We start from the raw sequence: 21945 nt of genomic DNA on the forward strand, positions 1-21945 counted from the left end.
GCGGCAGGACGCGCGCGGCTGAGACACTAGGGGGACTGCAAGACCTCGAGGAGCGACGTGAGCGACGACGGATTCGGCGAGCTGGGCCTGCGGCCCGAGCTGCTGGCGGCACTGGTGACCCTGGGATACGAGGAGCCGACGCCGATCCAGCGGGAGTCGATCCCGCCGCTGCTCGAGGGCCACGACCTGCTCGGCCAGGCGGCCACCGGCACCGGCAAGACGGCGGCGTTCGCGCTGCCGCTGCTGAGCCGGATCCTCGACCGGCCCGACCGCCGCACGCCCGGCGCCCTGATCCTGGTGCCGACCCGCGAGCTCGCGGTGCAGGTGTCGGAGGCCACGCACAAGTACGGCAAGGACCTCGGCGCCCGGGTGCTGCCGGTCTACGGCGGTGCGCCCATCGGCCACCAGCTGCGCGCGCTCGAGCGCGGTGTCGACGTCGTCGTGGCCACCCCGGGGCGCGCGCTCGACCACATCAGCCGCGGCACGCTCGACCTGTCGGCGCTGCAGATGGTCGTGCTCGACGAGGCCGACGAGATGCTCGACATGGGCTTCGCCGAGGACATCGAGTCGATCCTCGAGAGCACGCCCGAGGGCCGGCAGACGGTGCTCTTCTCGGCGACCATGCCCGGGCGCGTCGACGCGATCGCGCGCCGGCACCTGCGCGACCCGATCCGCATCCAGATCGAGCGCGAGCGGGCCGCCGCGGGCGAGGCGCCGCTGGTGCGGCAGAGCGCCTACGTCGTGTCGCGCGCCTACAAGTCGGCAGCGCTGGGCCGCGTGCTCGACGTCGAGGCGCCGACCGCCGCCATCGTCTTCTGCCGCACCCGGGACGAGGTCGACACGCTCACCGAGTCGCTCAACGGCCGCGGCTACCGCGCCGAGGCGCTGCACGGCGGCATGAGCCAGGAGCAGCGCGACCGGGTGATGAACCGCCTGCGCTCGGGCACCGCCGAGCTGCTCATCGCCACCGACGTCGCCGCCCGCGGGCTCGACCTCGACCAGCTCACCCACGTCTTCAACTACGACGTGCCCTCGGCTCCCGAGGCCTACGTCCACCGCATCGGCCGCGTCGGCCGCGCCGGCCGGGCCGGCGTGGCCATCACGCTCGCCGAGCCGCGCGAGCACCGCATGCTCAAGGTCATCGAGCGCGTCACCGGCCAGAAGATCGCCGTGGCCAAGGTGCCGACCGTGTCCGACCTGCGGGCCCGCCGGCTCGAGATGACCCGCTCCGCGCTCGAGGAGAGCCTGGTCACCGACGAGCTCGACGAGTTCCGCGTGGTGGTCGAGGCGCTCGCCGGGGAGTTCGACCTCATGGAGATCGCGCTCGCCGCGGTCAAGCTGGCCCACGAGGCGGGCGGCCCGACCACCGACGAGGAGGAGATCCCCGAGGTGGCGCCGCGCCCCGAGCGCGAGCAGCGCGCCGGTGGCTCCCACGCCGGCGGCCCGGGCGGCTCCCACTCCGGCGCCGGCCGCGGGGGCTCGGGCGGCTCCGGTGGCCCGAGCGGGCGGCCGCAGCGCTCGCTGGGCGCCGACTCGACCAAGCTGTGGATCAGCCTCGGGCGCAGCGCGGGCATCCGCCCGCAGGACCTCGTCGGCGCGATCGCCGGCGAGGCGGGGCTGCCCGGGCGCCAGATCGGCGCCATCGAGATCGCCGACCGGTTCTCGCTGGTCGAGGTGCCGGAGTCGGCGGCCGAGACGGTCATGCAGGCGCTGCGCGCCACGAAGATCAAGGGCCGCACCGCCGCCGTGCGCCGCGACCGGGGCCACCGCGAGCGCGGCTGAGACTTCGTCGCCCGTCCGGGCTAAGCCCGGGCGGGTGGGCGGTCGATGGGGAGAGCACACGTCCCCCGTCGGGCCACGCAGAAGAGGTGCTCATGAACACCACGGCAACGGACAGCACGGCTGACCCGGTCGCCCAGGCCCCGCTGGCGCCGCTCGTCGTCGCCGACCGCTGCGACAGCTGCGGCGCGCAGGCGTTCATGCGCGTGCGGCTGCGCTCCGGCGGCGAGCTGCTCTTCTGCGGCCACCACGGCCGCGAGAACGCCCCCGCCCTCGTGGCTGCCGGCGCCTCGGTGCGCGACGACACCGCGCTCATCAACGTCAAGCCCTCGACCTCGGCCAACGCCCTCTGAGCGGACGCCTCAGACCGTGCGGCCGAACTCCACGACCAGGGCGACGCCGGCGGCGACCAGCAGCAGGCCGGCGCCGGTGAGCGCCCGCCGGTAGCCGACCTCGCCCATCCGGCCGGAGCTGCGCCCGACCAGCACGGCGACGGCCACCTTGGCGCCGACCAGCGTCGCGTAGAAGCCGACCACGAGGGCCACCCCGTGCGAGGGCGCGTCGCGCCAGGCCGACACGGTGAGCGGGCCGAGGGCCGTCGCCCAGCTGATCCAGGGGTGCGGGCTCAGCAGGTTGACCACGGCGGCGCGGCGCAGCGCCTGCACCAGCGCGGCGGGGGCGGCGGCACGCGTACGCAGCTGTGCCGTCCGCGCCTCGCGCACCGTCGCGACGCCCGACCAGACCACGAAGACGCCGCCGACCACCCCGACCGCGCCGAGCGCGGCCTCGGGCAGGTGCTGCAGCACCAGCAGCACGCCCGTCACCACCAGCACGTCGCTCAGCAGTGGCGCGCACGCCGTGGCGGCGCCGGCCCGCCAGCCCGAGCGCAGGGTCTCGGTCACCACCAGGGCGAGCAGCGGGCCCGGGCTGATGCCGGCGGCCAGCCCGATGCTCAGCCCCAGGGCCAGCGCGTCCACGGCCGAGACCGTAGCGGGTGCACGTCCCCCGCCCGGACCTTCACACGGTCCTGCTAAGGTTGGGCCATGGAGCTCGCCACGGTGCAGGAGGCAGCGGCCACCACGGGGTGGTCGCCGCGCATGCTGCGCTACGTCGAGCAGCGCGGGCTGGTCGTGCCGCGGCGCTCCAGCGCCGGCTACCGCCTCTACGGCCCGGCCGAGCTCGACCGGCTGCGCACGCTGCGCACCCTGCTCGACGAGACCGGGCTCGAGCTCTCCGACGTGGCGGTCGCGCTGCGCCTGCGCCGGGAGCGCGCGCTGCACGAGGCCGTCGACGGGTGGCTGGACGGCGTACCCCCGGCGCCGCCCGCCGCAGGCGCCGCCGGCTCGGCCGACGCGCTCGACGCCCTGCGCTGGGACCAGGAGCGCCACCTGCGCCTGTTGCGCTCCGGCCAACATTCACGCAACAATGTCAAGGAAGCCCAGTGAACCACCCGAGGGAGACTGCATGACCGCCGCGACGTCCACCACGAGCGCAGCCGCACCGACAGCACACCTGAGCGTCGACACCCGCAACGGGCTCGACTTCAAGGTCGCCGACCTCTCCCTCGCGGAGTTCGGCCGCAACGAGATCCGCCTCGCCGAGCACGAGATGCCGGGCCTGATGGAGCTGCGGCGCGAGTTCGGTCCCAGCCAGCCGCTCGCGGGCGCACGCATCACCGGCTCGCTGCACATGACGATCCAGACCGCGGTGCTCATCGAGACCCTGACCGCGCTCGGCGCGCAGGTCCGCTGGGTCTCCTGCAACATCTTCTCCACGCAGGACCACGCCGCTGCCGCGGTCGTCGTCGGCCCCGAGGGCACCGTCGACGCGCCGGCCGGCGTGCCGGTCTTCGCCTGGAAGGGCGAGACCCTGCCGGAGTACTGGTGGTGCACGGACCAGGTCGTCTCCTGGCCCGACGGCGCCGGCCCCAACATGATCCTCGACGACGGCGGCGACGTCACGCTGCTCGTCCACAAGGGCGTCGAGTTCGAGGCGGCCGGCGCCGTGCCGGCCACGAGCGACGACGACTCCGAGGAGTACGGCGTCATCCTCGACCTGCTGCGCGCCTCGCTCGCCGCCGACCCGCAGCGATTCACCCGCGTCGCCGCCGGCATCAAGGGCGTCACGGAGGAGACCACGACCGGCGTCCACCGGCTCTACGAGTTCGCCCAGGCGGGCACGCTGCTCTTCCCGGCGATCAACGTCAACGACTCGGTCACCAAGAGCAAGTTCGACAACAAGTACGGCACCCGCCACTCGCTGATCGACGGCATCAACCGCGCCACCGACGTCCTCATCGGCGGCAAGGTCGCCATCGTCTGCGGCTACGGCGACGTCGGCAAGGGCAGCGCCGAGTCGCTGCGCGGGCAGGGCGCCCGCGTCATCGTCACCGAGATCGACCCGATCTGCGCGCTCCAGGCGGCGATGGACGGCTACCAGGTGACGACGCTCGAGGAGGCCCTGCCCCTCGCCGACATCGTCATCACGGCCACCGGCAACAAGGACGTCCTGACCGTCGAGGACCTCTCGCGCACCAAGCACCAGGCGATCGTCGGCAACATCGGCCACTTCGACAACGAGATCGACATGGCCGGCCTGGCCCGGGTGCCCGGCATCACGCGCACCACGATCAAGCCGCAGGTCGACGAGTGGACCTTCCCCGACGGCCACAGCATCATCGTGCTGTCCGAGGGCCGGCTGCTCAACCTCGGCAACGCGACGGGCCACCCCAGCTTCGTCATGTCGAACTCCTTCGCGAACCAGACGATCGCCCAGATCGAGCTCTTCACGAAGACCGCGGACTACGACAAGAAGGTCTACGTGCTGCCCAAGCACCTGGACGAGAAGGTCGCCCGCATGCACCTCGACGCGCTCGGCGTGAAGCTCACCGAGCTCTCCAAGAAGCAGGCCGCCTACATCGGCGTCCCGGTCGAGGGGCCCTACAAGGCCGACCACTACCGCTACTAGGCCTCCGCGCCTCCCGGCGGGCCCGGCACTGTGACGACAGCACGGCGCATCGAGCGTTCTGAGCGCTCGATGCCCGTGCTGTCGCGCGTCCGGGACCAGTGGAGCAGGAGCCGCCCGCTCACGGGTGTCGTCGTCGCAGGCTGCCTGCCGCTGACCGCGGAGACCGGGGCCCTGGCGCGCACCCTGCGGGCGGGCGGCGCGGAGCTGGTGCTGTGCTCGTCCAACCCGCTCTCGACCCAGGACGACGTCACCGCCTCGCTGCGCGAGCAGGGCATCGCGGTCCACGCCAGGCGCGGGGTCGACCGCGCGGGCTACTACGACGACGTGCGCGCCACGCTCGACGCGCTGACCGGTGCTGGGCGCGCGGTGCTGCTCGACGACGGCTGCGACCTCATCAGCACCCTGCACCAGGAGCGCCCCGACCTGCTGGGGACGGGTGCGCTGCTCGGCGCCAGCGAGCAGACGGGCACGGGAGTGCTCCGGCTGCGCCAGCTCGCCCGCGACGGCGCCCTGTCCCTGCCGGTCGTCGCCGTCAACGACACCCCGGTCAAGCGGGTGGTCGACAACCGGTGGGGGAGCGGGCAGTCCACCGTCGACGCGCTGCTGCGCGCCACCGGGATGCTTCTCGCCGGGCGGGTCTGCGTGGTCGCCGGCTTCGGCGACGTCGGCAGGGGAGTGGCGACCCGGCTGCGCGGGCTCGGCGCCCAGGTGGTCGTCACCGAGGTCGACCCCGTCGCCGCGCTCGACGCCACGCTCGACGGCTTCCGCGTGCTGCCGATGGCCGCTGCTGCGGCCGAGGCCCACGTGGTCGTCACCGCCACCGGCGGCGTCGACGTCGTGGGCGCGCGCCACCTCCCCCTGCTGCGCGACGGCGTGGTGCTCGCCAACGCCGGGCACTTCGACGTCGAGGTCGACGTGCGGGCGCTGCTGGCCGCTGCGTCCGACCGCGAGCCCGACGTGCGGCCGGCGCTGGACGAGTACACCCTGGCCGACGGCCGGCGGGTGCTGCTGGTGGCCGAGGGCCGGGTCGCGGGGCTGGCGGCGGCCGAGGGCAGCCCCCCGGCGGTCATGGACCTCGCCTTCGCGCTGCAGGCCCTCACGGTCCGCTGGCTGGTCGGCTCCGCCGGCACCCTCGCCGAGGGCGTCCACGAGCTGCCCACCGAGATCGACCAGCGGGTCGCCGCGCTGGCCCTCGAGTCCCTCGGCGTCGAGGTCGACCGGCTCAGCACGGCGCAGGCGACCTACCTGCGCTCCTGGCGCTCGGGGTCCTAGCCCCGAGAGCCAGCAGCGGCAGGCAGGTCGGGAGGGGGCCTAGTCGCGCCCGATGAGGTGCTTGAGCGCCAGGCGCTGCACCCGGGCGTAGCCGTAGCCCTTGGTCCGGGCGGCCTCGAGGTCGTAGTCCTCGAACGACGAGCGGTCGGCCAGCAGCTGCTCGTAGGACTCGCCCACGTCGAGCGTGGGGTTGGCGAGCTCGGCCACCTGCGCGGCCGCGAGCGCCTCCTGCACCTCGGGGTCGGCGCGGAAGGCCTGCGCCCGCTCCTTGAGCGAGAGGTAGAGCTCCATGTTGGCCGACGCCGACTGCCAGACGCCCTCCATGTCCTCGGTGCGCAGCGGCTTGTAGTCGAAGTGGCGGTCGCCGTCGTAGGTCGGGCCGCCGCCGGGCGCGCCGTTCTCCAGCAGGTCGACCGTCGAGAACGCCTGGAGCAGGTCGCCGTAGCCGAAGACCAGGTCCTGGTCGTAGCGCGGGCCCTTCTGGCCGTTGAGGTCGATGTGGAAGAGCTTGCCCTGCCAGAGGGCCTGCGCGATGCCGTGGGTGTAGTTGAGGCTGGCCATCTGCTCGTGGCCGACCTCGGGGTTGATGCCGACCATGTCGGCGTGCTCGAGCTCGTTGATGAACGCCAGCGCGTGCCCGATCGAGGGCAGCAGGATGTCGCCGCGGGGCTCGTTGGGCTTGGGCTCGATGGCGAACCTCATGCCGTAGCCCTTGTCGATGGAGTACTGCGCGAGCAGGTCGATGCCCTCGCGGTAGCGGTCGAGCGCCGAGCGGATGTCCTTGGCGAAGTCGACCTCGGAGCCCTCGCGTCCGCCCCAGAACACGTAGATCTGGGCGCCGAGCTCGGCGGCGAGGTCCATGTTGCGCATGACCTTGCGCAGCGCGTAGCGGCGGACCGAGCGGTCGTTGCTGGTGAAGCCGCCGTCCTTGAAGACCGGGTCGCCGAACAGGTTCGTGGTCACCATCGGCACTTCCATGCCGGTGTCCTGCAGTGCCTGCTTGAACTCGGCGATGATCCGGTCGCGCTCGGAGGAGCTGCTCCCCGGCGGGATCAGGTCGTCGTCGTGGAAGGTGATGCCGTAGGCGCCGATCTCGGAGAGCTTGTGCACTGCCTCGACGCCGGCGAGCACCGGCCTGGTCGCCTCGCCGAACAGGTCTCGGGCCTGCCAGCCGACGGTCCAGAGACCGAAGCTGAACTTGTCCTCGCGGGTGGGCTGCGGTGCCATGCGTCCTCCTGGTCGAGCTCCGGCGTGGTCCGGGTCTCCGCTCCCCGTTCCACCAGGCACCCCGGCGAAACGTCCGCGCGCGCGGCGGGCGGCGTCCGGGAGGATGGGGCCGTGCGGACGACTCTGACCTGGCGGGTGCCCCAGCTGGTGGTGGGGCTGCTGCTCTACGGCGCCTCCGACGCGCTGCTCGTGCGCGCCGGACTCGGCCTCGACCCGTGGACCAGCCTGCACCAGGGCCTCTCGGAGCGCATCGGGCTGGTCACGAACCTGGTGGGGCTGGTCGTGCTGCTGCTGTGGCTGCCGCTGCGCCGGCGCCCGGGCGTCGGGACGGTCGCCAACGTCGCGCTGGTGGGCACCGCGATGGACGCCGCTCTCGCCGTGCTGCCGACGCCGCACGCGCTCGGCGTGCGGGTGCCGCTGCTGCTGGCGGGCGTGCTGCTCAACGCGCTGGCCACGGCGACCTACGTGGGTGCGGGGCTCGGCTCGGGCCCACGCGACGGCCTGAGCCTGGGGCTGGCCGACCGCGGGCTGACGCTCTGGCGGGTGCGGACGACGATCGAGGTCGGCGTGCTGGTCACCGGCGTGCTGCTCGGCGGCTCGGCCGGGGTCGGCACCGTCGTCTACGCCGTGGCGATCGGCCCGCTGGTCCACCGCCTGCTGCCGGTGCTCAGCGTGCCGGCTCAGACGGGCGGGGCGAACCCCGAGCCGGTGCTCGCCGAGCCGCCCGTCTGCGGCACGGCGGCGGGGTAGGGAGCGGGCGCGTACCCGACGGGCGCGTGCTGCACCGGCGCGTACGCGGCCGGAGGAGGCGCGGGCACCGGGACGTACGTCGGGGTGACCCGCGCGAGCTCGCGCCGCCGGCGCTCGGCGAGCACGGTCGCGAGGTAGGGCTCGGCGGGCAGCCCGGGGGGCGGCGGCGGGGTGACCCGCGCGGCGACGGCAGAGGCCAGCTGGCCCGCCAGCCGGGCCCGGCTGCCGTCGTGGAGGAGCGGCGCGCGCGAGAGGAAGGTGCGCGCCTCGAGCGCCAGCCCGTCGGGCAGGGCCGAGAGCTCGAGCGCGCCCGCCCACTGCGCCAGCCCGGGCGCCACCAGCGGCACCGGCCGGGAGAGCGAGGGCACCCGCTCGCGGACCACCACCGTGCCGGCCAGCTGGTCGCCCAGCCGCTTGCCGCGCTCGGAGACCATCGAGGCGATCAGCGCGGCGCTGCCCGAGGTCAGGTAGAGCTCGCCGAAGCCGACCAGCGCCCGGACCAGCGCGTGGCGGAAGCGCTCCGGGCCGCCGTCGTCGCGCACGACGCGCAGCCCGAACGCGAGCTTGCCGAGGCTGCGCCCGCGGGTCAGCGTCTCGAAGACGACGGGGTAGCCGATGAGCACGCCGACCACCCCGACGACGGTCAGCCCCGCGACGACGGCGGAGTCGAAGGCGCCGAGGCCCAGGGTCACCGCCAGGAAGATCGCGTAGAGCGCTGCGAACTGCACCGCGAGGTCGAGGAGCAGCGCCAGCGAGCGCGACACGAAGCTCGCGGTCCGCAGGTCGAGGGCGACCGCCTCACCGGTCACGAGGGAGCTCACCGGGCTAGTCTGCCCGCGATGGACGTCGACGCCTACGTCGTGGCCCGCACCGCGGAGTGGGCGCGGCTCGAGGAGCTCGCCGCGCGCCGCCGGCTGTCGGGGCCCGAGTCCGACGAGCTGGTGCGGCTCTACCAGCGCGCGGCGACCTCGCTCTCGGTGGTCCAGTCCGCCTCGCCCGACCCTGCGCTGGTCGGCCGGCTCTCCTCGCTGGTCGCCCGCGCCCGGTCGGCAGTCACCGGCGCGCACACTCCGGCCTGGCGCGACCTCGCCCGCTTCTTCGCCGTCGTCTTCCCGACCGCGGTGTGGCGGGCGCGCTGGTGGGTGGCCGGAGCCGCGGGCGCGTCGGCGGCGGTGGCCGTGGCCGCGGGCGCCTGGGTGGCGGCCGACCCCACCGTGGCCGCGACGATCACGCCGCCCGAGGGGGTCCGGCAGTTCCGCCGCGAGTTCGTCGACTACTACTCCGAGCACCCGCACGGCGCCTTCGCCTTCTCGGTGTGGACCAACAACGCGTGGGTGGCGGCCCAGTGCCTGCTCACCGGCATCTCGCTGCTCTTCCCGCTGTGGGTGCTGCTCCAGAACGCGCTCAACGTCGGCGTGAGCGGCGGGCTGCTCGCGCGTGAAGGCGGCCTCGGCACGTTCTTCTCCTACATCCTCCCGCACGGGATGCTCGAGCTGACCAGCATCTTCGTCGCCGCGGGGGCCGGGCTGCGGCTCGGCTGGGCCTGGGTCGCGCCCGGTCGCCGCACCCGCGCGACCGCGCTCGGCGTCGAGGGCCGGGCCATGGCGGCGGTGGCGCTGGGACTGGTGCCGGTCTTCGCCGTGGCCGGCACGATCGAGGGCTTCGTGACCCCGAGCGGGCTGTGGTCGCCGGTCAAGCTCGCCATCGGCGCGCTGGCGCTGGGCGGCTTCCTGGCCTACGTCGGGGTCCTCGGCTCGCGCGGCGCGAGGGCCGGCGAGACGGGCGACCTGCTCGCGGACGAGGGAGCGGCCGAGCTGCCCTGGGCGGGCTAGCGGCCGGTCACAGCCGCCCGGCCGCCTTCACGCCGAGGTACGCGTCGGCGAGCGCGGGCGCCACCTCCGCCGGCAGCGCGTCGACCACGAGCGCGCCGTGCCGGCCGAGCAGGTCGGCCACCCGCCGGCGCTCGGCCAGCGCCGCCTCCGCAGAGGCGGCGGCGTAGGCAGCGGCCGCGTCGCCCCTGCCCGCGGCGAGCTCCGCGACGCGCGGGTCGCGCACGGAGGCGACGACCAGCGTGTGGCGGTGCACCAGCCGGCCGACCTGCGGGAGCAGCCCCTCCTCGACGCCCGCGGCGTCGAGACCGGTCAGCAGCACCACGAGGCTGCGGCGCGGCTCGGTGGTCAGCACCGTGCTGACCAGGCCCGCGAGGTCGGACTCGACCAGCCGCGGCTCGAGCGGAGCCATCGCCCCTACCAAGGCGGGCAGCAGCGCGGGGCCCTCGGCGCCGCGTACGCGTGCGCGCACCGCGCGGTCGTAGGCGAGCAGCGAGACGTGGTCGCCCGCCCGCGCCGCGAGCGCGGCGAGCAGCAGCGCGGCGTCCATCGCCGCGTCGAGCCGAGGGGCGTCGCCCACCCGCCCCGCCGACGAGCGGCCGGTGTCGAGCACGAGCAGCACCCGCCGGTCGCGCTCAGGGCGCCAGGTGCGTACGACGACCTCCGGACGGCGAGCGGTCGCCCGCCAGTCGACCGAGCGCACGTCGTCGCCGGGCACGTAGGCGCGCAGCGAGTCGAACTCGGTGCCCTGGCCGCGCAGGAGCAGGGCGCTGCGCCCGTCGAGCTCGCGCAGGCGGGCGAGCTTGCCGGGCAGGTGGCGCCGGGAGGTGAACGGCGGCAGCACGCGCACCGTCCACGGCACCTGCCGGGAGCGCTGGCGGGCGCCGAGGCCCAGCGGACCGGTGCTGCGGACGGTCACGCCGGCGGCGGCGCGGTCGCCACGGCGGGTCGGGTGCAGCTCGGTCGTCAGGCGCGCCCGGTCGCCCGGCGCCAGGTCGAGGGCGTGGCGCTGGGTGACGGCGCCCGCGGAGGGCGGCCAGGCGTCGCGGACGCTGCCGCGCAGCCGGCGGGGCGACTCGACGACCAGCGTGACCCGGGCGGTGTCGCCGAGGCGCGCTGCGGTGTCGCCCGAGCGCTCGACCCGCACGTCACGGACCCGGGCGGCCAGCCAGGCGTCCAGGCAGACGAGGGCCGCGACGAGCAGCGAGACGACCAGCACGCCCCACCACGACGGCGCGGCGAGCGCCACCACCAGCACCGAGGCGGCCGCCAGCAGGGCCGCGCGTCCGGTCAGCGCCACGGCGTACGCGTCCCGGTCAGCGCGGGACCGGGACGGTCGCCAGCACGCCGTCGAGCACCATGTCGGCGCTGACGCCGTCGAGCTCGGCCTCGGGGCGCAGGCTCACCCGGTGGCGCAGCGCCGGCCGCGCCAGGGCCTTGACGTCGTCGGGCGTGAGGTAGTCGCGGCCCGAGAGCCACGCCCAGGCGCGCGCCGCGGCGAGCAGGGCGGTCGCGCCGCGCGGCGAGACGCCCAGCCGCAGCGACGGGGACGAGCGGGTGGCCCGCACGACGTCGACGACGTAGGCCAGCACCTCGGGCGCCACCGACACGCGGCGCACGGAGGCACGCGCGGCGGCCAGCCCGGCGGCGTCCATGACCGGCCGCACGCCGGCCCCGGCGAGGTCGCGCGGGTCGAAGCCGTCGGCGTGCCGGCGCAGCACGAGGATCTCCTCGTCGCGGGCGGGCAGCGCCAGGGTCAGCTTGAGCAGGAAGCGGTCGAGCTGGGCCTCGGGCAGCGGGTAGGTGCCTTCGTACTCCACCGGGTTCTGCGTGGCCGCCACCACGAAGGGCTCGGGCAGCGGGCGCGAGACGCCGTCGACCGTGACCTGCCGCTCCTCCATCGCCTCGAGCAGCGCCGCCTGTGTCTTGGCGGGCGTCCGGTTGATCTCGTCGGCGAGCAGCAGGTTGGTGAAGACCGGCCCTGGCCGGAAGACGAACTCGCGGGAGTCGAAGACCAGCGAGCCGGTGACGTCGCCCGGCATGAGGTCGGGCGTGAACTGCACGCGCGTCGACTGCAGCGACAGGGCAGCCGCCAGCGAGCGCACGAGCAGCGTCTTCGCCACCCCGGGGACGCCTTCGAGCAGCACGTGGCCGGAGCACAGCAGGGCGACGACCAGCCCGGTCACCGCGCCGTCCTGGCCCACGACGGCCTTGCCGACCTCGGCCCGCACCTCGTGCAGCGCCGCGCGCGGGTCGAGCTCGCTCACGGGCGGCGCACCTCCTCCTCGAGCGCGTCGAGCGCGCCCGCCAGCCGGACGAGGGCGGCGTCGTCCCCCGGCGCCGCACCGTACAGGAGGGCGGCGACATCGGCGCCGGAGCGCCCGGTGGCCGCCGCGACCGCGCTGACCACCTGCTCGGGCGGCGCGCCGCGCGGGAGGCGGTGCAGGGCGGCCAGCCGGTCGACGCTCGCCCGGCGCAGCACGTCGGCGGCGTGCCCGCGGGCGCGACCGCGGCGGTAGAGCCGGGCCCGGCCCTCGACCGCCTCGGCCGCGGGCACGACGACGGGCAGCGGCTCGGTCACGACCGGGCCGAGCCGCCGCCCGCGCCACAGCGCCACGACCAGCGCGGCGAGCAGCGCCTGGAGGGCGCCGAACCGTACGCCGTCCGGCAGCAGGCTCGAGAGGGACCGACGCGCCTCGGCGGGCACGTCGTCGGGGGAGGGGAGGTACCAGACCAGCCTCGGGCGGGCGCCCAGCAGTCCGAGCACGAGGGCGGCGTCGCCCTCGTCGTCGAGCCCGTCGTTGGTGAGCGGGTGCTCCGAGCCCAGCACGGTGACCGTCCGGCCGGAGGTGGCGTCGGTGCGGGCGAGGACCGAGGCGGCGTCGCCCGAGCGGTAGCACTGCCTCGCCCCGGCGTCGCCGGAGCTGTAGAAGACCCCCGGCACGCGCGCGCTGCCGGCGCGGACGGCGGCGGGGAGGTCGCACTGCGGGGTACGCCGTCCCGACCCGCCCTCGCGCACCGCCTCCGCCCACGGCGCCAGCGCCTGGAGAGGCGCCTGGCCCGGTGCGACGAGCACGAGGTCGGACCGGAGGCCGGCGAGCGTGCGCAGCTGCGAGGCGGCGAGCAGGTCGGCGTCGACGACCAGCAGCGTGTCGCCCGAGCGGGCGAGGGAGCTGGCCCGCGCGGTGGTCCGGGCGAGCTGCACGTCCACGCCCTGGCCCGAGAGGACCCGGGCCAGCGCCCGGCTGCCGGCACCGTCGACCGCACGCGGGTCGAGCCGTCCCTTCCGGTCGCCGGAGGCGGTCAGCGCGAGCGCGAGCACGGCGAGCGCGACGAGAGCGACCAGCACGAGCGCGCCGCGCCGGCTCCGCAGCCGGCTCACCGCGGCGCTGCGATCGGCGGGCGGGCGCTGCGCACCTCGTAGTCGACCCGGCGCAGCAGCTCGTCGTCGCGCGCGAGGGCCGGTCGGCCGCCGTACCAGACGTCGTCGAACGTGGCCGCCGCCGCCGCCAGCCCCTCGCGCGCCGACGGGAGGGCGGCGCCGGCCTCGCGGGCGGCCTCGTCGACGGTGCGGCCGGGACGCACGTCGAGCAGGCCTCGCTCCTCGAGGCCGCGCACGACGGCGCGCAGCCGCTCGCGGACGGCGAGCTCGAAGCGAGCTGCTGCGGCGTGCTCGTCGGCACGCCGCCGGTGCCCGGCGGCGTCGAGGACCTCGGCGTCGAACAGCGGCTCGGCCGCGCGGGCCGAGCGGGCCACCGGACCGAGGCGGGCACGCAGCGCGACCGCGCCCAGGGCGGCGACCAGGACGAGGAGGGTCAGCGCGAGCAGCGCGTGGCCGCCGCTCGCCCGGTCGACGGTGCCGAACAGCTGCCCGATGCGGTCGAGCACCCAGTCGAGCGCCCGCTCGACCAGCCCGGGGTCGTCGCGGTGGTAGTCCTGGCGCGCGAGCTCCTCCGCGGCCAGCCGGTGGGCTGCCTCGCGGCCGAGCTCGACGGGGACCACGGGCCGGGGCTCAGCGCTGCGGAGCCGAGGCGGCCCGCGCGAGCTCGAGGTCGAGGCCCTCGCGGCGCATGCGCAGGTCGACGTAGAGCAGGGCCGTCGCCCCCGCGGCGATCGGGTAGGTGACGACCCCCGACGCCACCTGCCCGATGCCGGTCAGGACCTGCGGCAGCAGCGAGAAGCTCGTGGAGTCGGTGGCCGCGGCGAGGACGGCCGAGCCGGCGACGAACGGCACCGAGATGATGCCACCGGCGACCTGCGTGACGACCTGCACGAGCGCGAGCACGCCGAGGACCCGCCAGAACGACCCGCGCACCAGCCGGAACGAGCGGCGGAAGCCGCCGCGCACGCCCTGGCGCTCGAGCACGACCGCCGGACCGGCCACGCCGACCATGGTGGCGAGCCAGATCGCCACCGGGACGAGCGCCAGCGCCAGCAGCAGCCCGAGCAGCACGCCCGCTGCTGGCACGGTGGCCACCGCGACGAGCGCGGCGAGCCCGACGACGAGCCCCGCTGCCACGACGAGCACCACCACGGCGCTCAGCGTGAGGCCGAGCAGGGTCAGCAGGCGAGGCCGCACCTCGGACCAGATCTCAGCGAGGCGTACGGGTCGGCCGAGCACCGCGCGCCCCATGACCGCGGTCAGCACGCCGGTGAGCACCACCTGCCCGGCGACGGTGAGCACGGCGGTCACGGCGACCCACGGGATGAAGTCGGCGGCGAGGTGGCGCCACTGCGCGTCGGTCACCTCGGTCTCGTTGAGGACCGAGCTGCTGTCCGAGAGCAGCAGCACGCCGAGCACGACGCTGACCAGGGTCGAGACGGCCACCACGGCCGCCGTGAGCCCGAGCGTGACGCGCGGGTGGCGCCGGGCGGTCGACACCGAGCCGTCGAGGATCTCCATGACGCTGAGCGGCCGCAGCGGGATGACGCCGGGCTTGACGTCGGCGTAGGGCACCGGGGCCGAGCCGTAGGGCGCCGGGCCGTAGGGCGAGGGGCCCCAGCCGGGCGGCGGTCCCGCGTACTGACCCGGCGGCGGGCCGTACTGGCCGGGCGGCGGGCCCTGCTGGCCGGGCTGGCCGGGGGGCGGGCCCTGCTGGCCGTACTGGCCGGGGGGCGGGCCCTGCTGGCCGTACTGGCCGGGCGGAGGCGGCGGAGCGGCACCGGGCGAGGCCCACCGGGTCTCGTCGTCGCTCATCTGCACTCCGTCCGCTCGTGGTCGCAGCGGGTCACCCCGTGCGTCGTCCTGGTCACCGTCGTGCGCCGGCGGGTCGACGCCCGCTGCGCTGCGAGCGATCCTGCCACCCCTTCCGCGCAGCGGGGGTGCACGATGGAGGGGTGAAGGGACGCGTGCTCGTCGTCGACGACGACCCCGCACTGGCAGAGATGCTCGGCATCGTGCTGCGTGCAGAGGGTCTCGAACCCGTGTTCTGCGCCGACGGCGACTCCGCTCTGGAGATCTTCCGCGAGAGCCGGCCCGACCTGGTGCTGCTCGACCTCATGCTCCCGGGGCGCGACGGCATCGACGTCTGCCGGCAGATCCGCGGCGAGTCGGTCGTGCCGGTCGTGATGCTCACCGCCCGCGGAGACACCGTCGACGTCGTCGTCGGGCTCGAGGCCGGCGCCGACGACTACGTGGTCAAGCCGTTCAAGCCCAAGGAGCTCGTGGCCCGGGTCCGCGCCCGCCTGCGCCGCACCGACGAGCCGGCGGCCGAGGCGCTGCAGATCGGCGACCTGTCGATCGACCTCGCCGGCCACAGCGTGCGCCGCAACGGCGAGATCATCAACCTGACCCCCCTCGAGTTCGACCTGCTGGCGGCGCTGGCGCGCAAGCCGTGGCAGGTGTTCAGCCGCGAGGTGCTGCTCGAGCAGGTGTGGGGCTACCGCCACGCCGCCGACACCCGGCTGGTCAACGTCCACGTGCAGCGCCTGCGCGCCAAGATCGAGCGCGACCCGGAGCACCCCGAGGTGGTCGTCACCGTGCGCGGGGTCGGCTACAAGGCCGGTCCGGCCTAGTCCCGTGCACCTGCCCTCGGCCCTGCGCTCCGGGCGCCGGCCGCGACCCGTCCAGCCGCCGGAGCCGCCGCAGCCCCGCTCGCGCACGCCGGTCCTGCCGCGCGCGCCGCTGCCCCGCCACCCCGTACGCCGCGTCACCGCCGCCTGGCGCCGCTCGCTCCGCCTGCGCGTCGTCACCACGACCGTGCTGCTCTCGCTGCTCGTCGTCGGGCTGATCGGGTCGTTCATCTACGTCCGCGTGCGCGACGGCATCCTCTCGGCGCGGGTGCAGAGCGCGGTCGCCGAGGCGCTGTCGGGGGCGCAGCTGGCCACGGTGACCTGGAACGCCGCCGACCCGCCCACCTCGGCCGACGTCTACAACGCCGTCAACACCCAGCTCGGCAACCTCGCTGCCGCCGGCGGCGAGACCGGACGGCGTGAGGTGATGCTGCTGGCGCCGTCGAGCACCAGTGACGACGCCGTCCTCTTCAGCGGCTCGTCCGGGCGCAACCCGCCGAGCATCGTGCCCGAGAGCCTGCGCGCCAGCGTGCGTGCGGGGGTGGCGGGCTACGCCTACGTCACCGCTCGGGCCGTGGACACCGACGCCCGCGTGCCTGCGCTGGTCGTCGGCGCCCAGGTGCCGATCCTGCAGCAGGACTACGAGCTCTACTACGTCTTCTCGCTGGCCCCGGAGCGCGCGACCCTCGACCTGGTGCGCAACACCTTCGCCCTCGCCGGCGGCGCGCTGATCCTCATGATCGGCCTGATCGCCTACGTCGTGGCGCGCACGGTCGTCACCCCCGTGCGCCTGGCCGCCCGCATCGCCGAGCGGCTGGCGGCGGGCAAGCTCGAGGAGCGCATGCACATCCGCGGCGAGGACGACCTGGCCCGGCTGGCCGCCTCCTTCAACCGGATGGCCACCAACCTGCAGCGCCAGATCCGTGCGCTCGAGGACCTCTCCCGCGTGCAGCGGCGCTTCGTCTCCGACGTCTCCCACGAGCTGCGCACGCCGCTCACCACCGTGCGCATGGCCGCCGACGTGCTCCACGGCTACACCGACGACTTCCCCGCCGACGTGGCGCGCGCCAGCGAGCTGCTGCAGACCCAGCTCGACCGCTTCGAGTCGCTGCTGGCCGACCTGCTGGAGATCAGCCGGTTCGACGCGGGCGCCGCGCAGCTCGACCTCGAGCAGATCGACCTGGAGCCGCTCGTGCGCCGGGTGCTCGAGGCCGCCGAGCCGCTCGCCGAGCGCCGCGGCAGCGAGCTGACGCTCCAGACGCCGTACGCCGTGGTGCTCTGCGAGTGCGACACCCGGCGCATCGAGCGCATCGTCCGCAACCTGGTCGTCAACGCCATCGAGCACGGGGAGGGCCGCCCGATCACCGTCACGCTGGCGGCCAACGACCGAGCCGTCGCGGTGGGCGTGCGCGACCACGGGGTCGGACTCTCGCCCGAGGACGCGGCCCGCGTGTTCGACCGCTTCTGGCGCGCCGACCCCTCGCGCGCCCGGCACACCGGCGGCAGCGGGCTCGGGCTCTCGATCGCGCTCGAGGACGCCCACCTGCACGGCGGCTGGCTGCAGGCCTACGGCGAGCTGGGCCGCGGCGCCCACTTCCGGCTCACGCTGCCCCGCACGGCCGGAGCCCAGCTGCAGGGCTCGCCGCTCGAGCTCGGGCCGTCGCGCACCGACCCGATCGTCAGCATCGGCATGGCCTACCAGCGCCACGGACGGGCGACGTGAGGCGCGTCGCGCTCGGCGCCGCGGTCCTGGTGCTGCTGACGGCGTGCGCCGGCGTCCCGCACAGCGGTGTACGCACCGTCGCCACCGACCCGCAGAGCGCCGCGGACGCGTTCGTCCACATGCGCGCGCCCGGGCGCGAGCCGGGGCTGAGCCCCCGCGCGGTCGTCACCCGGTTCCTGGCCGCCTCCGGCGGCTTCGACGAGGGCTTCGCCACGGCGCGCGAGTTCCTGACCCCGGCTGCGGACGGCCGGTGGACGCCCGGCGCGGGCGAGCTCGTGTTCGACACGCTGACCGCGGTCGAGGGCGACCCCGCCGCCGAGGACCAGGTCTTCACCGGCAAGGTCGTCGCGGTCGTCTCTCCCGACGGCCACTACCGCACCGTCGAGGACCCGCAGCCCGCCACCCTCACCTTCCACCTGGTCAGCAGCGGGACCGGTGCCTCGCCCACCTGGTCGATCGACGGGCTCGTCAGCGAGGGCGGCGGCGTCCCGGTGGGGCTGGGTTCGGGGGTGCTGCTCGACCGGCTGGGGGTGTCGCACTCGATGGCGCCGCTCGACCTGTGGTGGCCCAACCGCTCGCTCACCGCTCTGGTGCCCGAGCCCGTGCTGCTGCCCCGGGGGGTCGGCGACCTCGCGACCGTGCTCACCGACCGGCTGGCCGGCGAGCCGGGTCCGGCGCTGCGCCGTGCAGTGCTGCCGGCCGTCCCGCCGGGCGTGCGCGTCGAGATCCGGCCGGCCGGCACCGGCGCCGTCTCGGTCGTCCCGAGCGGCGACGGGGTCCTGTCCGAGGTGCGCCGCCGCGCCATGCAGGCCGCCTACGTCCGGACGCTGACGCAGGACTCGCTCGGCATCGACAAGGTGCTGCTCGGCCCCGGCGTCACCGACATCACCGACTCGCCCGCGTCGTTCGACGGCGGCACCAGCGCGCCGCTGCGCACGCTGCTCGCCGTCGACGAGGCCGACCGGGCCGTCGAGGTCGACGTGCCGCAGCAGCCCGACTCCGCGCCCACGCCGGTGGCCGCGCTGGCCGGAGAGGCGGTCAGGCACCCCACGCGCTCGCGCACCGGTGGCGGCGACCGCTACGCGGCGCTGTCGTCCGACGGGCGGCGGCTGCTCGTCACCGACGACACCGGCACGCCGCAGGTCGTGCTGACCGGGCGGCGCGCCGTGCTGAGCGCCCCGTCGATCGACGCCTCCGGCACGACCTGGACGCTCGACCGCACGACGGGGACGCTCTACGCCTACGCGCGCGGCGAGGCCGCCGCCCGCCCGGTCCCGCTGCCCTCGCTTCCCGCGGGATGGTCCGTGGTGAACGCAGAGCCCTCGCCCGACGGCGCCCGGGTGGCGCTGGTCCTGCAGCAGCAGCGCGGGAAGGCGAGCTCGAGCCAGCTGGTGGTCGCGGCGGTCGAGCCGCAGCAGCCCGTGGAGGGTGGCGCCGCACTGCGGCTCGGCGACACGTCGCCGTTCGCGACCTCGGCGCTGAGCGGCAGCGTGCTCGACCTCGACTGGGCCGACCCGGCGGTGCTCAGCGTGCTGGTGAGCGCGACGACCGGCTCGACGCTGCTGCAGGTGCCGGTCGGCCAGCTGGTGAAGCAGCCGGGCCCTCTGGTGCTGGCCACCGCGGTACAGGTTGCCGTGCCCTCGACGAGCCAGACCAAGCTGCCGGTCGTCTACCAGGACGCGAAAGGAACGCTGCTGCAGGGCTCCGCCGGTCGCCGGCTCGGCTCGAAGCTGCACGACCCGTCCTACGCGGGCTGAGCGGCGGCCTCCGCTGGCTCGCGGGTGCGGGCCGCCGCCCGCACGGTCCAGGCCATCACCAGCGCGGTGCAGACCACGAGGGCCGCCGACGAGAGCCCGAGCGACCAGTGGACGCCGATCGCGCTGCCGAGCAGCCCGACGGTGAAGCCGCTGCCGGCGCGAAGACCGCTGGCCGACATGCCGTAGACGCCGACGACCTGCCCGCGCTTGCCCGCCGGGGCGAGCAGCTGGACCAGGGTCTGGCCGATCGACATGCTCGCCAGGTTGGCGACGCCGCCCACGAGGAGCATCAGCACCGCGAACGGGTAGTTGCGGGTGACGGCGAAGGCGAGCATCGACCCGCCGTAGACGAAGGTCGAGACGACCGCGGTCCGCACGGTCGGCCGCAGCCGGCCGGTCACCTCGAGCAGCAGCCCGCCCACCACGCCGCCGGCGCCGTTGGCGAACAGCAGCACGCTGTAGGCGGTGCCCGCCGACCCGGCGCCGTCGTCGTGGGCGAAGATCGGCATGGCCGACTGCAGCGACGCGCCGATGAAGAACGAGCCGAGCCCGCCCAGCAGGATCATCGCCAGGATCGTGGGGTTGCGGCTGACCTCGGGCAGGACGCGCAGGGCCTGCACGAACGTCACGCGGGTGCGCGCGACGGCCTCGTCGCGCGAGTGGCCGGTGACCTTGGTGCGGAAGAGGAACAGCGTCAGCGGCAGGTAGATCGCGACGTTGACGAAGATGCCGGCGGTCGAGCCCAGCCCGAGCAGCAGGCCCGCGCCGACGACCGGACCGCACAGGATGCCGAGGCTGCGCGCGGTCGCGTTCAGGCGCACCGCGCTGGGCAGGGCCGCGTTGCCCACGAAGTCGTGCAGCATCAGCTGCTCGGCGGGGCTCCACAGCGAGCCCGCCATGCCGTGGACGACGAGCAGCAGGCAGGCGGCGGGCACCGTCAGGGTGCCGGTCACGAACAGCACGCCCCAGGCGGCCGACACCGCCATGAACATGCCCTGCGCCACCTGGATGACGCGGCGGCAGTCGTAGCGGTCGGCGAGCCCGCCGAAGTAGACGGAGAACACCAGGAACGGCACCCAGTGGCTGATGACCGCGAAGCCGGCCAGCGCCGGGGAGTGGAACTCCTGCCAGAGGACCCAGTAGGTCAGGACGTGCTCGATGTTGTCGGCCATCATCGAGAGCATCCCGCCCACGAGGTAGGTGCGGCACTCCTTGTTGCGCAGCGCCGCGAACTTCGCCGGCACTCCCGCGCCGTCGGCGTCCGCGGCCCCACCGGCCGCGACGGCCCCACCGGCTGCGACGGCCTGCGCCGCCGTGGCGGCGGCCGGGTCGGACGAGGGCTCGGGAGCGCGCTGCGGCGAGGGAGCCGACGGGGGGTCGAGCTCGCCCGCGGAGAGGTGGGAGGAGACGCCGCACGCTGCACACATGGGTGCCATTCTCCGGCACGGCGGGCCGGCGCCCTGACGTGCACCTCGCCGCTGTGGACGGCGGCGCGCCGGCACAGCGGTCTGTGGACAGCTCGCCGCCCGTCCACAGCCGCGGCTCCGCCGCGTCCACAGCCCCCGCAGCGGTGGGGTGCGCAGTGGCGCCTCCCGCGGCACGCTCGCCGGATGCCCACGACCGCCAGTACCGCCGATCCCGCCAGTCCCGCCAGTCCCGCCAGTCCCGCCAGTCCCGCCACTGCCACCGCCACGCTGCCCGGACCCGCCCGGGGCTCGCTCGCGCCGGTGCGCCGCGGCCTGCGCGAGCTGCTCGGCCTGGTGCTGCCCGACGGCTGCGCCGGGTGCGGCGCGCGCGACTGCCCGGCGCTGTGCCCCTCCTGCGCCGGCGCCCTCGCCGGCTCCGCGGTCCGGGCCGACCCGACGCCGGCACCGCCCGGCCTGCCGCCGGTGTGGGCCGTCGCTCCCTACGCCGGGCCGCTGCGCCCGCTCCTCGCGGCCTACAAGGAGGACGGCCGCCGCTCGCTGGCCGCGCCGCTGGGTCACGCGCTCGCCCGCTCCCTGCTGGCGGCGGCAGCCGCGTCCCCGCCGGGGCGGCCCGCCGTCGTGGTCGTGGTCCCGTCGGCGCCGGCCTCCGTGCGTCGGCGGGGCCGCGACACCGGCGCCGTGCTCGCGCGGGCGGCGCTGCGCAGCAGCCGGAGCGGGGACCTCCTCGCCCCGGAGCGCGACCCCTGCCCCGTCGGCGAGCTCGCGCACGTGCTCCGGCTGCGCCGCAGGGTCCGCGACTCGGCCGGCCTCGACGCGCGGGAGCGCGCGGCGAACCTCGCCGGCGCGTACGCCGTGCCGCGCACCCTGGCGCCGCTGCTGGCGGGCCGCTCGGTGGTGGTCGTCGACGACGTCGCGACGACCGGTGCGAGCCTGGCCGAGGCGGCGCGCGCGGTCCGGGCCGCGGGCGGCACCCCGGTGGCCTGCGCGGTGGTCGCCGCGACGCCGCGCCGCTGCGCCTATCCAGGCGGTGGGCCGGACGACTAACGTTCCGTCATGGCACTCGCCCGAGCCCGTGGTTGCGTCCGGGCCGATCCCCGTGCCGGGGCTCCGGCTCCGACGCGGGACAGGTCCGGGCAAGCCGATGCCAGCCGCAGGCGAAACGGTCCACGTAAGGCGACTCCTCGTCGCTCGATCACGGTGCG

At 75.6% G+C, this 21945-nt stretch carries 20 protein-coding genes; 11 read left to right on the plus strand and 9 right to left on the minus strand.

Annotation, left to right across the window (positions count from 1 at the left end; genetic code table 11):
* The first annotated feature begins 57 nt into the window (after window positions 1-57).
* Together CLV35_RS13825 and CLV35_RS13830 are read left to right on the plus strand one after the other, a co-directional pair.
* Window positions 58-1782: a DEAD/DEAH box helicase gene (locus tag CLV35_RS13825; protein WP_121194077.1), complete on the plus strand. Its 1725-nt coding sequence runs from the start codon at window positions 58-60 to the stop codon at window positions 1780-1782.
* A gap of 92 nt (window positions 1783-1874) precedes the next feature.
* Window positions 1875-2132 (plus strand): DUF7455 domain-containing protein, encoded by a 258-nt coding sequence (locus tag CLV35_RS13830; protein WP_121194078.1) that lies wholly within the window; start codon window positions 1875-1877, stop codon window positions 2130-2132.
* Window positions 2133-2141: 9 nt separating this feature from the next.
* Here the strand turns inward: CLV35_RS13830 and CLV35_RS13835 are convergent, their stop codons facing one another.
* On the minus strand, window positions 2142-2756 hold the full coding sequence (locus CLV35_RS13835) for a LysE family transporter (protein WP_183061976.1): 615 nt from the start codon (window positions 2754-2756) through the stop codon (window positions 2142-2144).
* Between the two features lie 66 nt (window positions 2757-2822).
* Between CLV35_RS13835 and CLV35_RS13840 the strand changes: the two genes are divergently transcribed.
* From CLV35_RS13840 to CLV35_RS13850, 3 genes are read left to right on the plus strand one after another with little or no spacing between them, the layout of a single operon-like run.
* A complete protein-coding gene (locus CLV35_RS13840; RefSeq protein ID WP_121194080.1) occupies window positions 2823-3224 on the plus strand; it encodes a MerR family transcriptional regulator in 402 nt (133 codons plus the stop codon).
* A gap of 19 nt (window positions 3225-3243) precedes the next feature.
* A complete protein-coding gene (gene ahcY / locus CLV35_RS13845; RefSeq protein WP_121194081.1) occupies window positions 3244-4746 on the plus strand; it encodes an adenosylhomocysteinase in 1503 nt (500 codons plus the stop codon).
* 30 nt (window positions 4747-4776) lie between these two features.
* Window positions 4777-6018 carry an adenosylhomocysteinase gene (locus tag CLV35_RS13850; RefSeq protein WP_269203918.1) on the plus strand — a complete coding sequence of 414 codons (1242 nt, stop codon included), beginning with the start codon at window positions 4777-4779 and terminating at the stop codon, window positions 6016-6018.
* Window positions 6019-6057: 39 nt separating this feature from the next.
* Here CLV35_RS13850 and xylA read toward each other — a convergent pair whose 3' ends face one another.
* Complete coding sequence (xylA, locus tag CLV35_RS13855) at window positions 6058-7245, minus strand: xylose isomerase (protein WP_121194083.1); 1188 nt, start codon at window positions 7243-7245, stop codon at window positions 6058-6060.
* 111 nt (window positions 7246-7356) lie between these two features.
* On the opposite strand from xylA, the gene yczE reads away from it, so the two are divergent.
* The gene (yczE, locus tag CLV35_RS13860; protein WP_183061977.1) at window positions 7357-7995 is read left to right on the plus strand and encodes a membrane protein YczE; all 639 of its coding nucleotides are present in this window, start codon (window positions 7357-7359) and stop codon (window positions 7993-7995) included.
* Here the strand turns inward: yczE and CLV35_RS13865 are convergent.
* Entirely contained in the window at window positions 7926-8816 is an 891-nt protein-coding gene (locus tag CLV35_RS13865) for an RDD family protein (protein WP_121194084.1), read from the minus strand. The two genes, yczE and CLV35_RS13865, sit on opposite strands and share 70 nt — an antisense overlap.
* A gap of 18 nt (window positions 8817-8834) precedes the next feature.
* On the opposite strand from CLV35_RS13865, the gene CLV35_RS13870 reads away from it, so the two are divergent.
* Window positions 8835-9827 (plus strand): stage II sporulation protein M, encoded by a 993-nt coding sequence (locus CLV35_RS13870; protein WP_121194085.1) that lies wholly within the window; start codon window positions 8835-8837, stop codon window positions 9825-9827.
* A 7-nt stretch (window positions 9828-9834) separates the two neighbouring features.
* Here CLV35_RS13870 and CLV35_RS13875 read toward each other — a convergent pair whose 3' ends face one another.
* From CLV35_RS13875 to CLV35_RS13895, 5 genes are read right to left on the minus strand one after another with little or no spacing between them, the layout of a single operon-like run.
* Window positions 9835-11124, minus strand: a complete 1290-nt coding sequence (locus tag CLV35_RS13875; protein ID WP_121194086.1) for a DUF58 domain-containing protein — start codon at window positions 11122-11124, stop codon at window positions 9835-9837.
* Between the two features lie 16 nt (window positions 11125-11140).
* Complete coding sequence (locus tag CLV35_RS13880; protein ID WP_121194087.1) at window positions 11141-12091, minus strand: AAA family ATPase; 951 nt, start codon at window positions 12089-12091, stop codon at window positions 11141-11143.
* Entirely contained in the window at window positions 12088-13206 is a 1119-nt protein-coding gene (locus CLV35_RS13885; RefSeq protein WP_121194088.1) for a DUF4350 domain-containing protein, read from the minus strand. Before CLV35_RS13885 ends, CLV35_RS13880 begins: the two co-directional genes overlap by 4 nt.
* Window positions 13203-13826: a DUF4129 domain-containing protein gene (locus CLV35_RS13890; RefSeq protein WP_121194089.1), complete on the minus strand. Its 624-nt coding sequence runs from the start codon at window positions 13824-13826 to the stop codon at window positions 13203-13205. Before CLV35_RS13890 ends, CLV35_RS13885 begins: the two co-directional genes overlap by 4 nt.
* A 10-nt stretch (window positions 13827-13836) precedes the next feature.
* Entirely contained in the window at window positions 13837-15021 is a 1185-nt protein-coding gene (locus tag CLV35_RS13895; protein WP_147431969.1) for a hypothetical protein, read from the minus strand.
* Between the two features lie 140 nt (window positions 15022-15161).
* On the opposite strand from CLV35_RS13895, the gene mtrA reads away from it, so the two are divergent.
* The 3 genes from mtrA to CLV35_RS13910 are packed head-to-tail and all read left to right on the plus strand — an operon-like array spanning window position 15162 to window position 19316.
* The gene (gene mtrA / locus CLV35_RS13900; protein WP_121194091.1) at window positions 15162-15839 is read left to right on the plus strand and encodes an MtrAB system response regulator MtrA; all 678 of its coding nucleotides are present in this window, start codon (window positions 15162-15164) and stop codon (window positions 15837-15839) included.
* 4 nt (window positions 15840-15843) lie between these two features.
* Window positions 15844-17559: an MtrAB system histidine kinase MtrB gene (mtrB, locus tag CLV35_RS13905; RefSeq protein WP_121194092.1), complete on the plus strand. Its 1716-nt coding sequence runs from the start codon at window positions 15844-15846 to the stop codon at window positions 17557-17559.
* Window positions 17556-19316: a hypothetical protein gene (locus CLV35_RS13910; RefSeq protein ID WP_121194093.1), complete on the plus strand. Its 1761-nt coding sequence runs from the start codon at window positions 17556-17558 to the stop codon at window positions 19314-19316. The genes mtrB and CLV35_RS13910 overlap by 4 nt, the downstream gene beginning before the upstream one ends.
* Here the strand turns inward: CLV35_RS13910 and CLV35_RS13915 are convergent.
* Complete coding sequence (locus CLV35_RS13915; protein ID WP_121194335.1) at window positions 19304-20743, minus strand: MFS transporter; 1440 nt, start codon at window positions 20741-20743, stop codon at window positions 19304-19306. The two genes, CLV35_RS13910 and CLV35_RS13915, sit on opposite strands and share 13 nt — an antisense overlap.
* A gap of 183 nt (window positions 20744-20926) precedes the next feature.
* On the opposite strand from CLV35_RS13915, the gene CLV35_RS13920 reads away from it, so the two are divergent.
* Entirely contained in the window at window positions 20927-21787 is an 861-nt protein-coding gene (locus tag CLV35_RS13920) for a ComF family protein (RefSeq protein ID WP_121194094.1), read from the plus strand.
* Window positions 21788-21945 lie beyond the last annotated feature (158 nt).

Source organism: Motilibacter peucedani (assembly GCF_003634695.1).
GTDB lineage: Bacteria > Actinomycetota > Actinomycetes > Motilibacterales > Motilibacteraceae > Motilibacter > Motilibacter peucedani.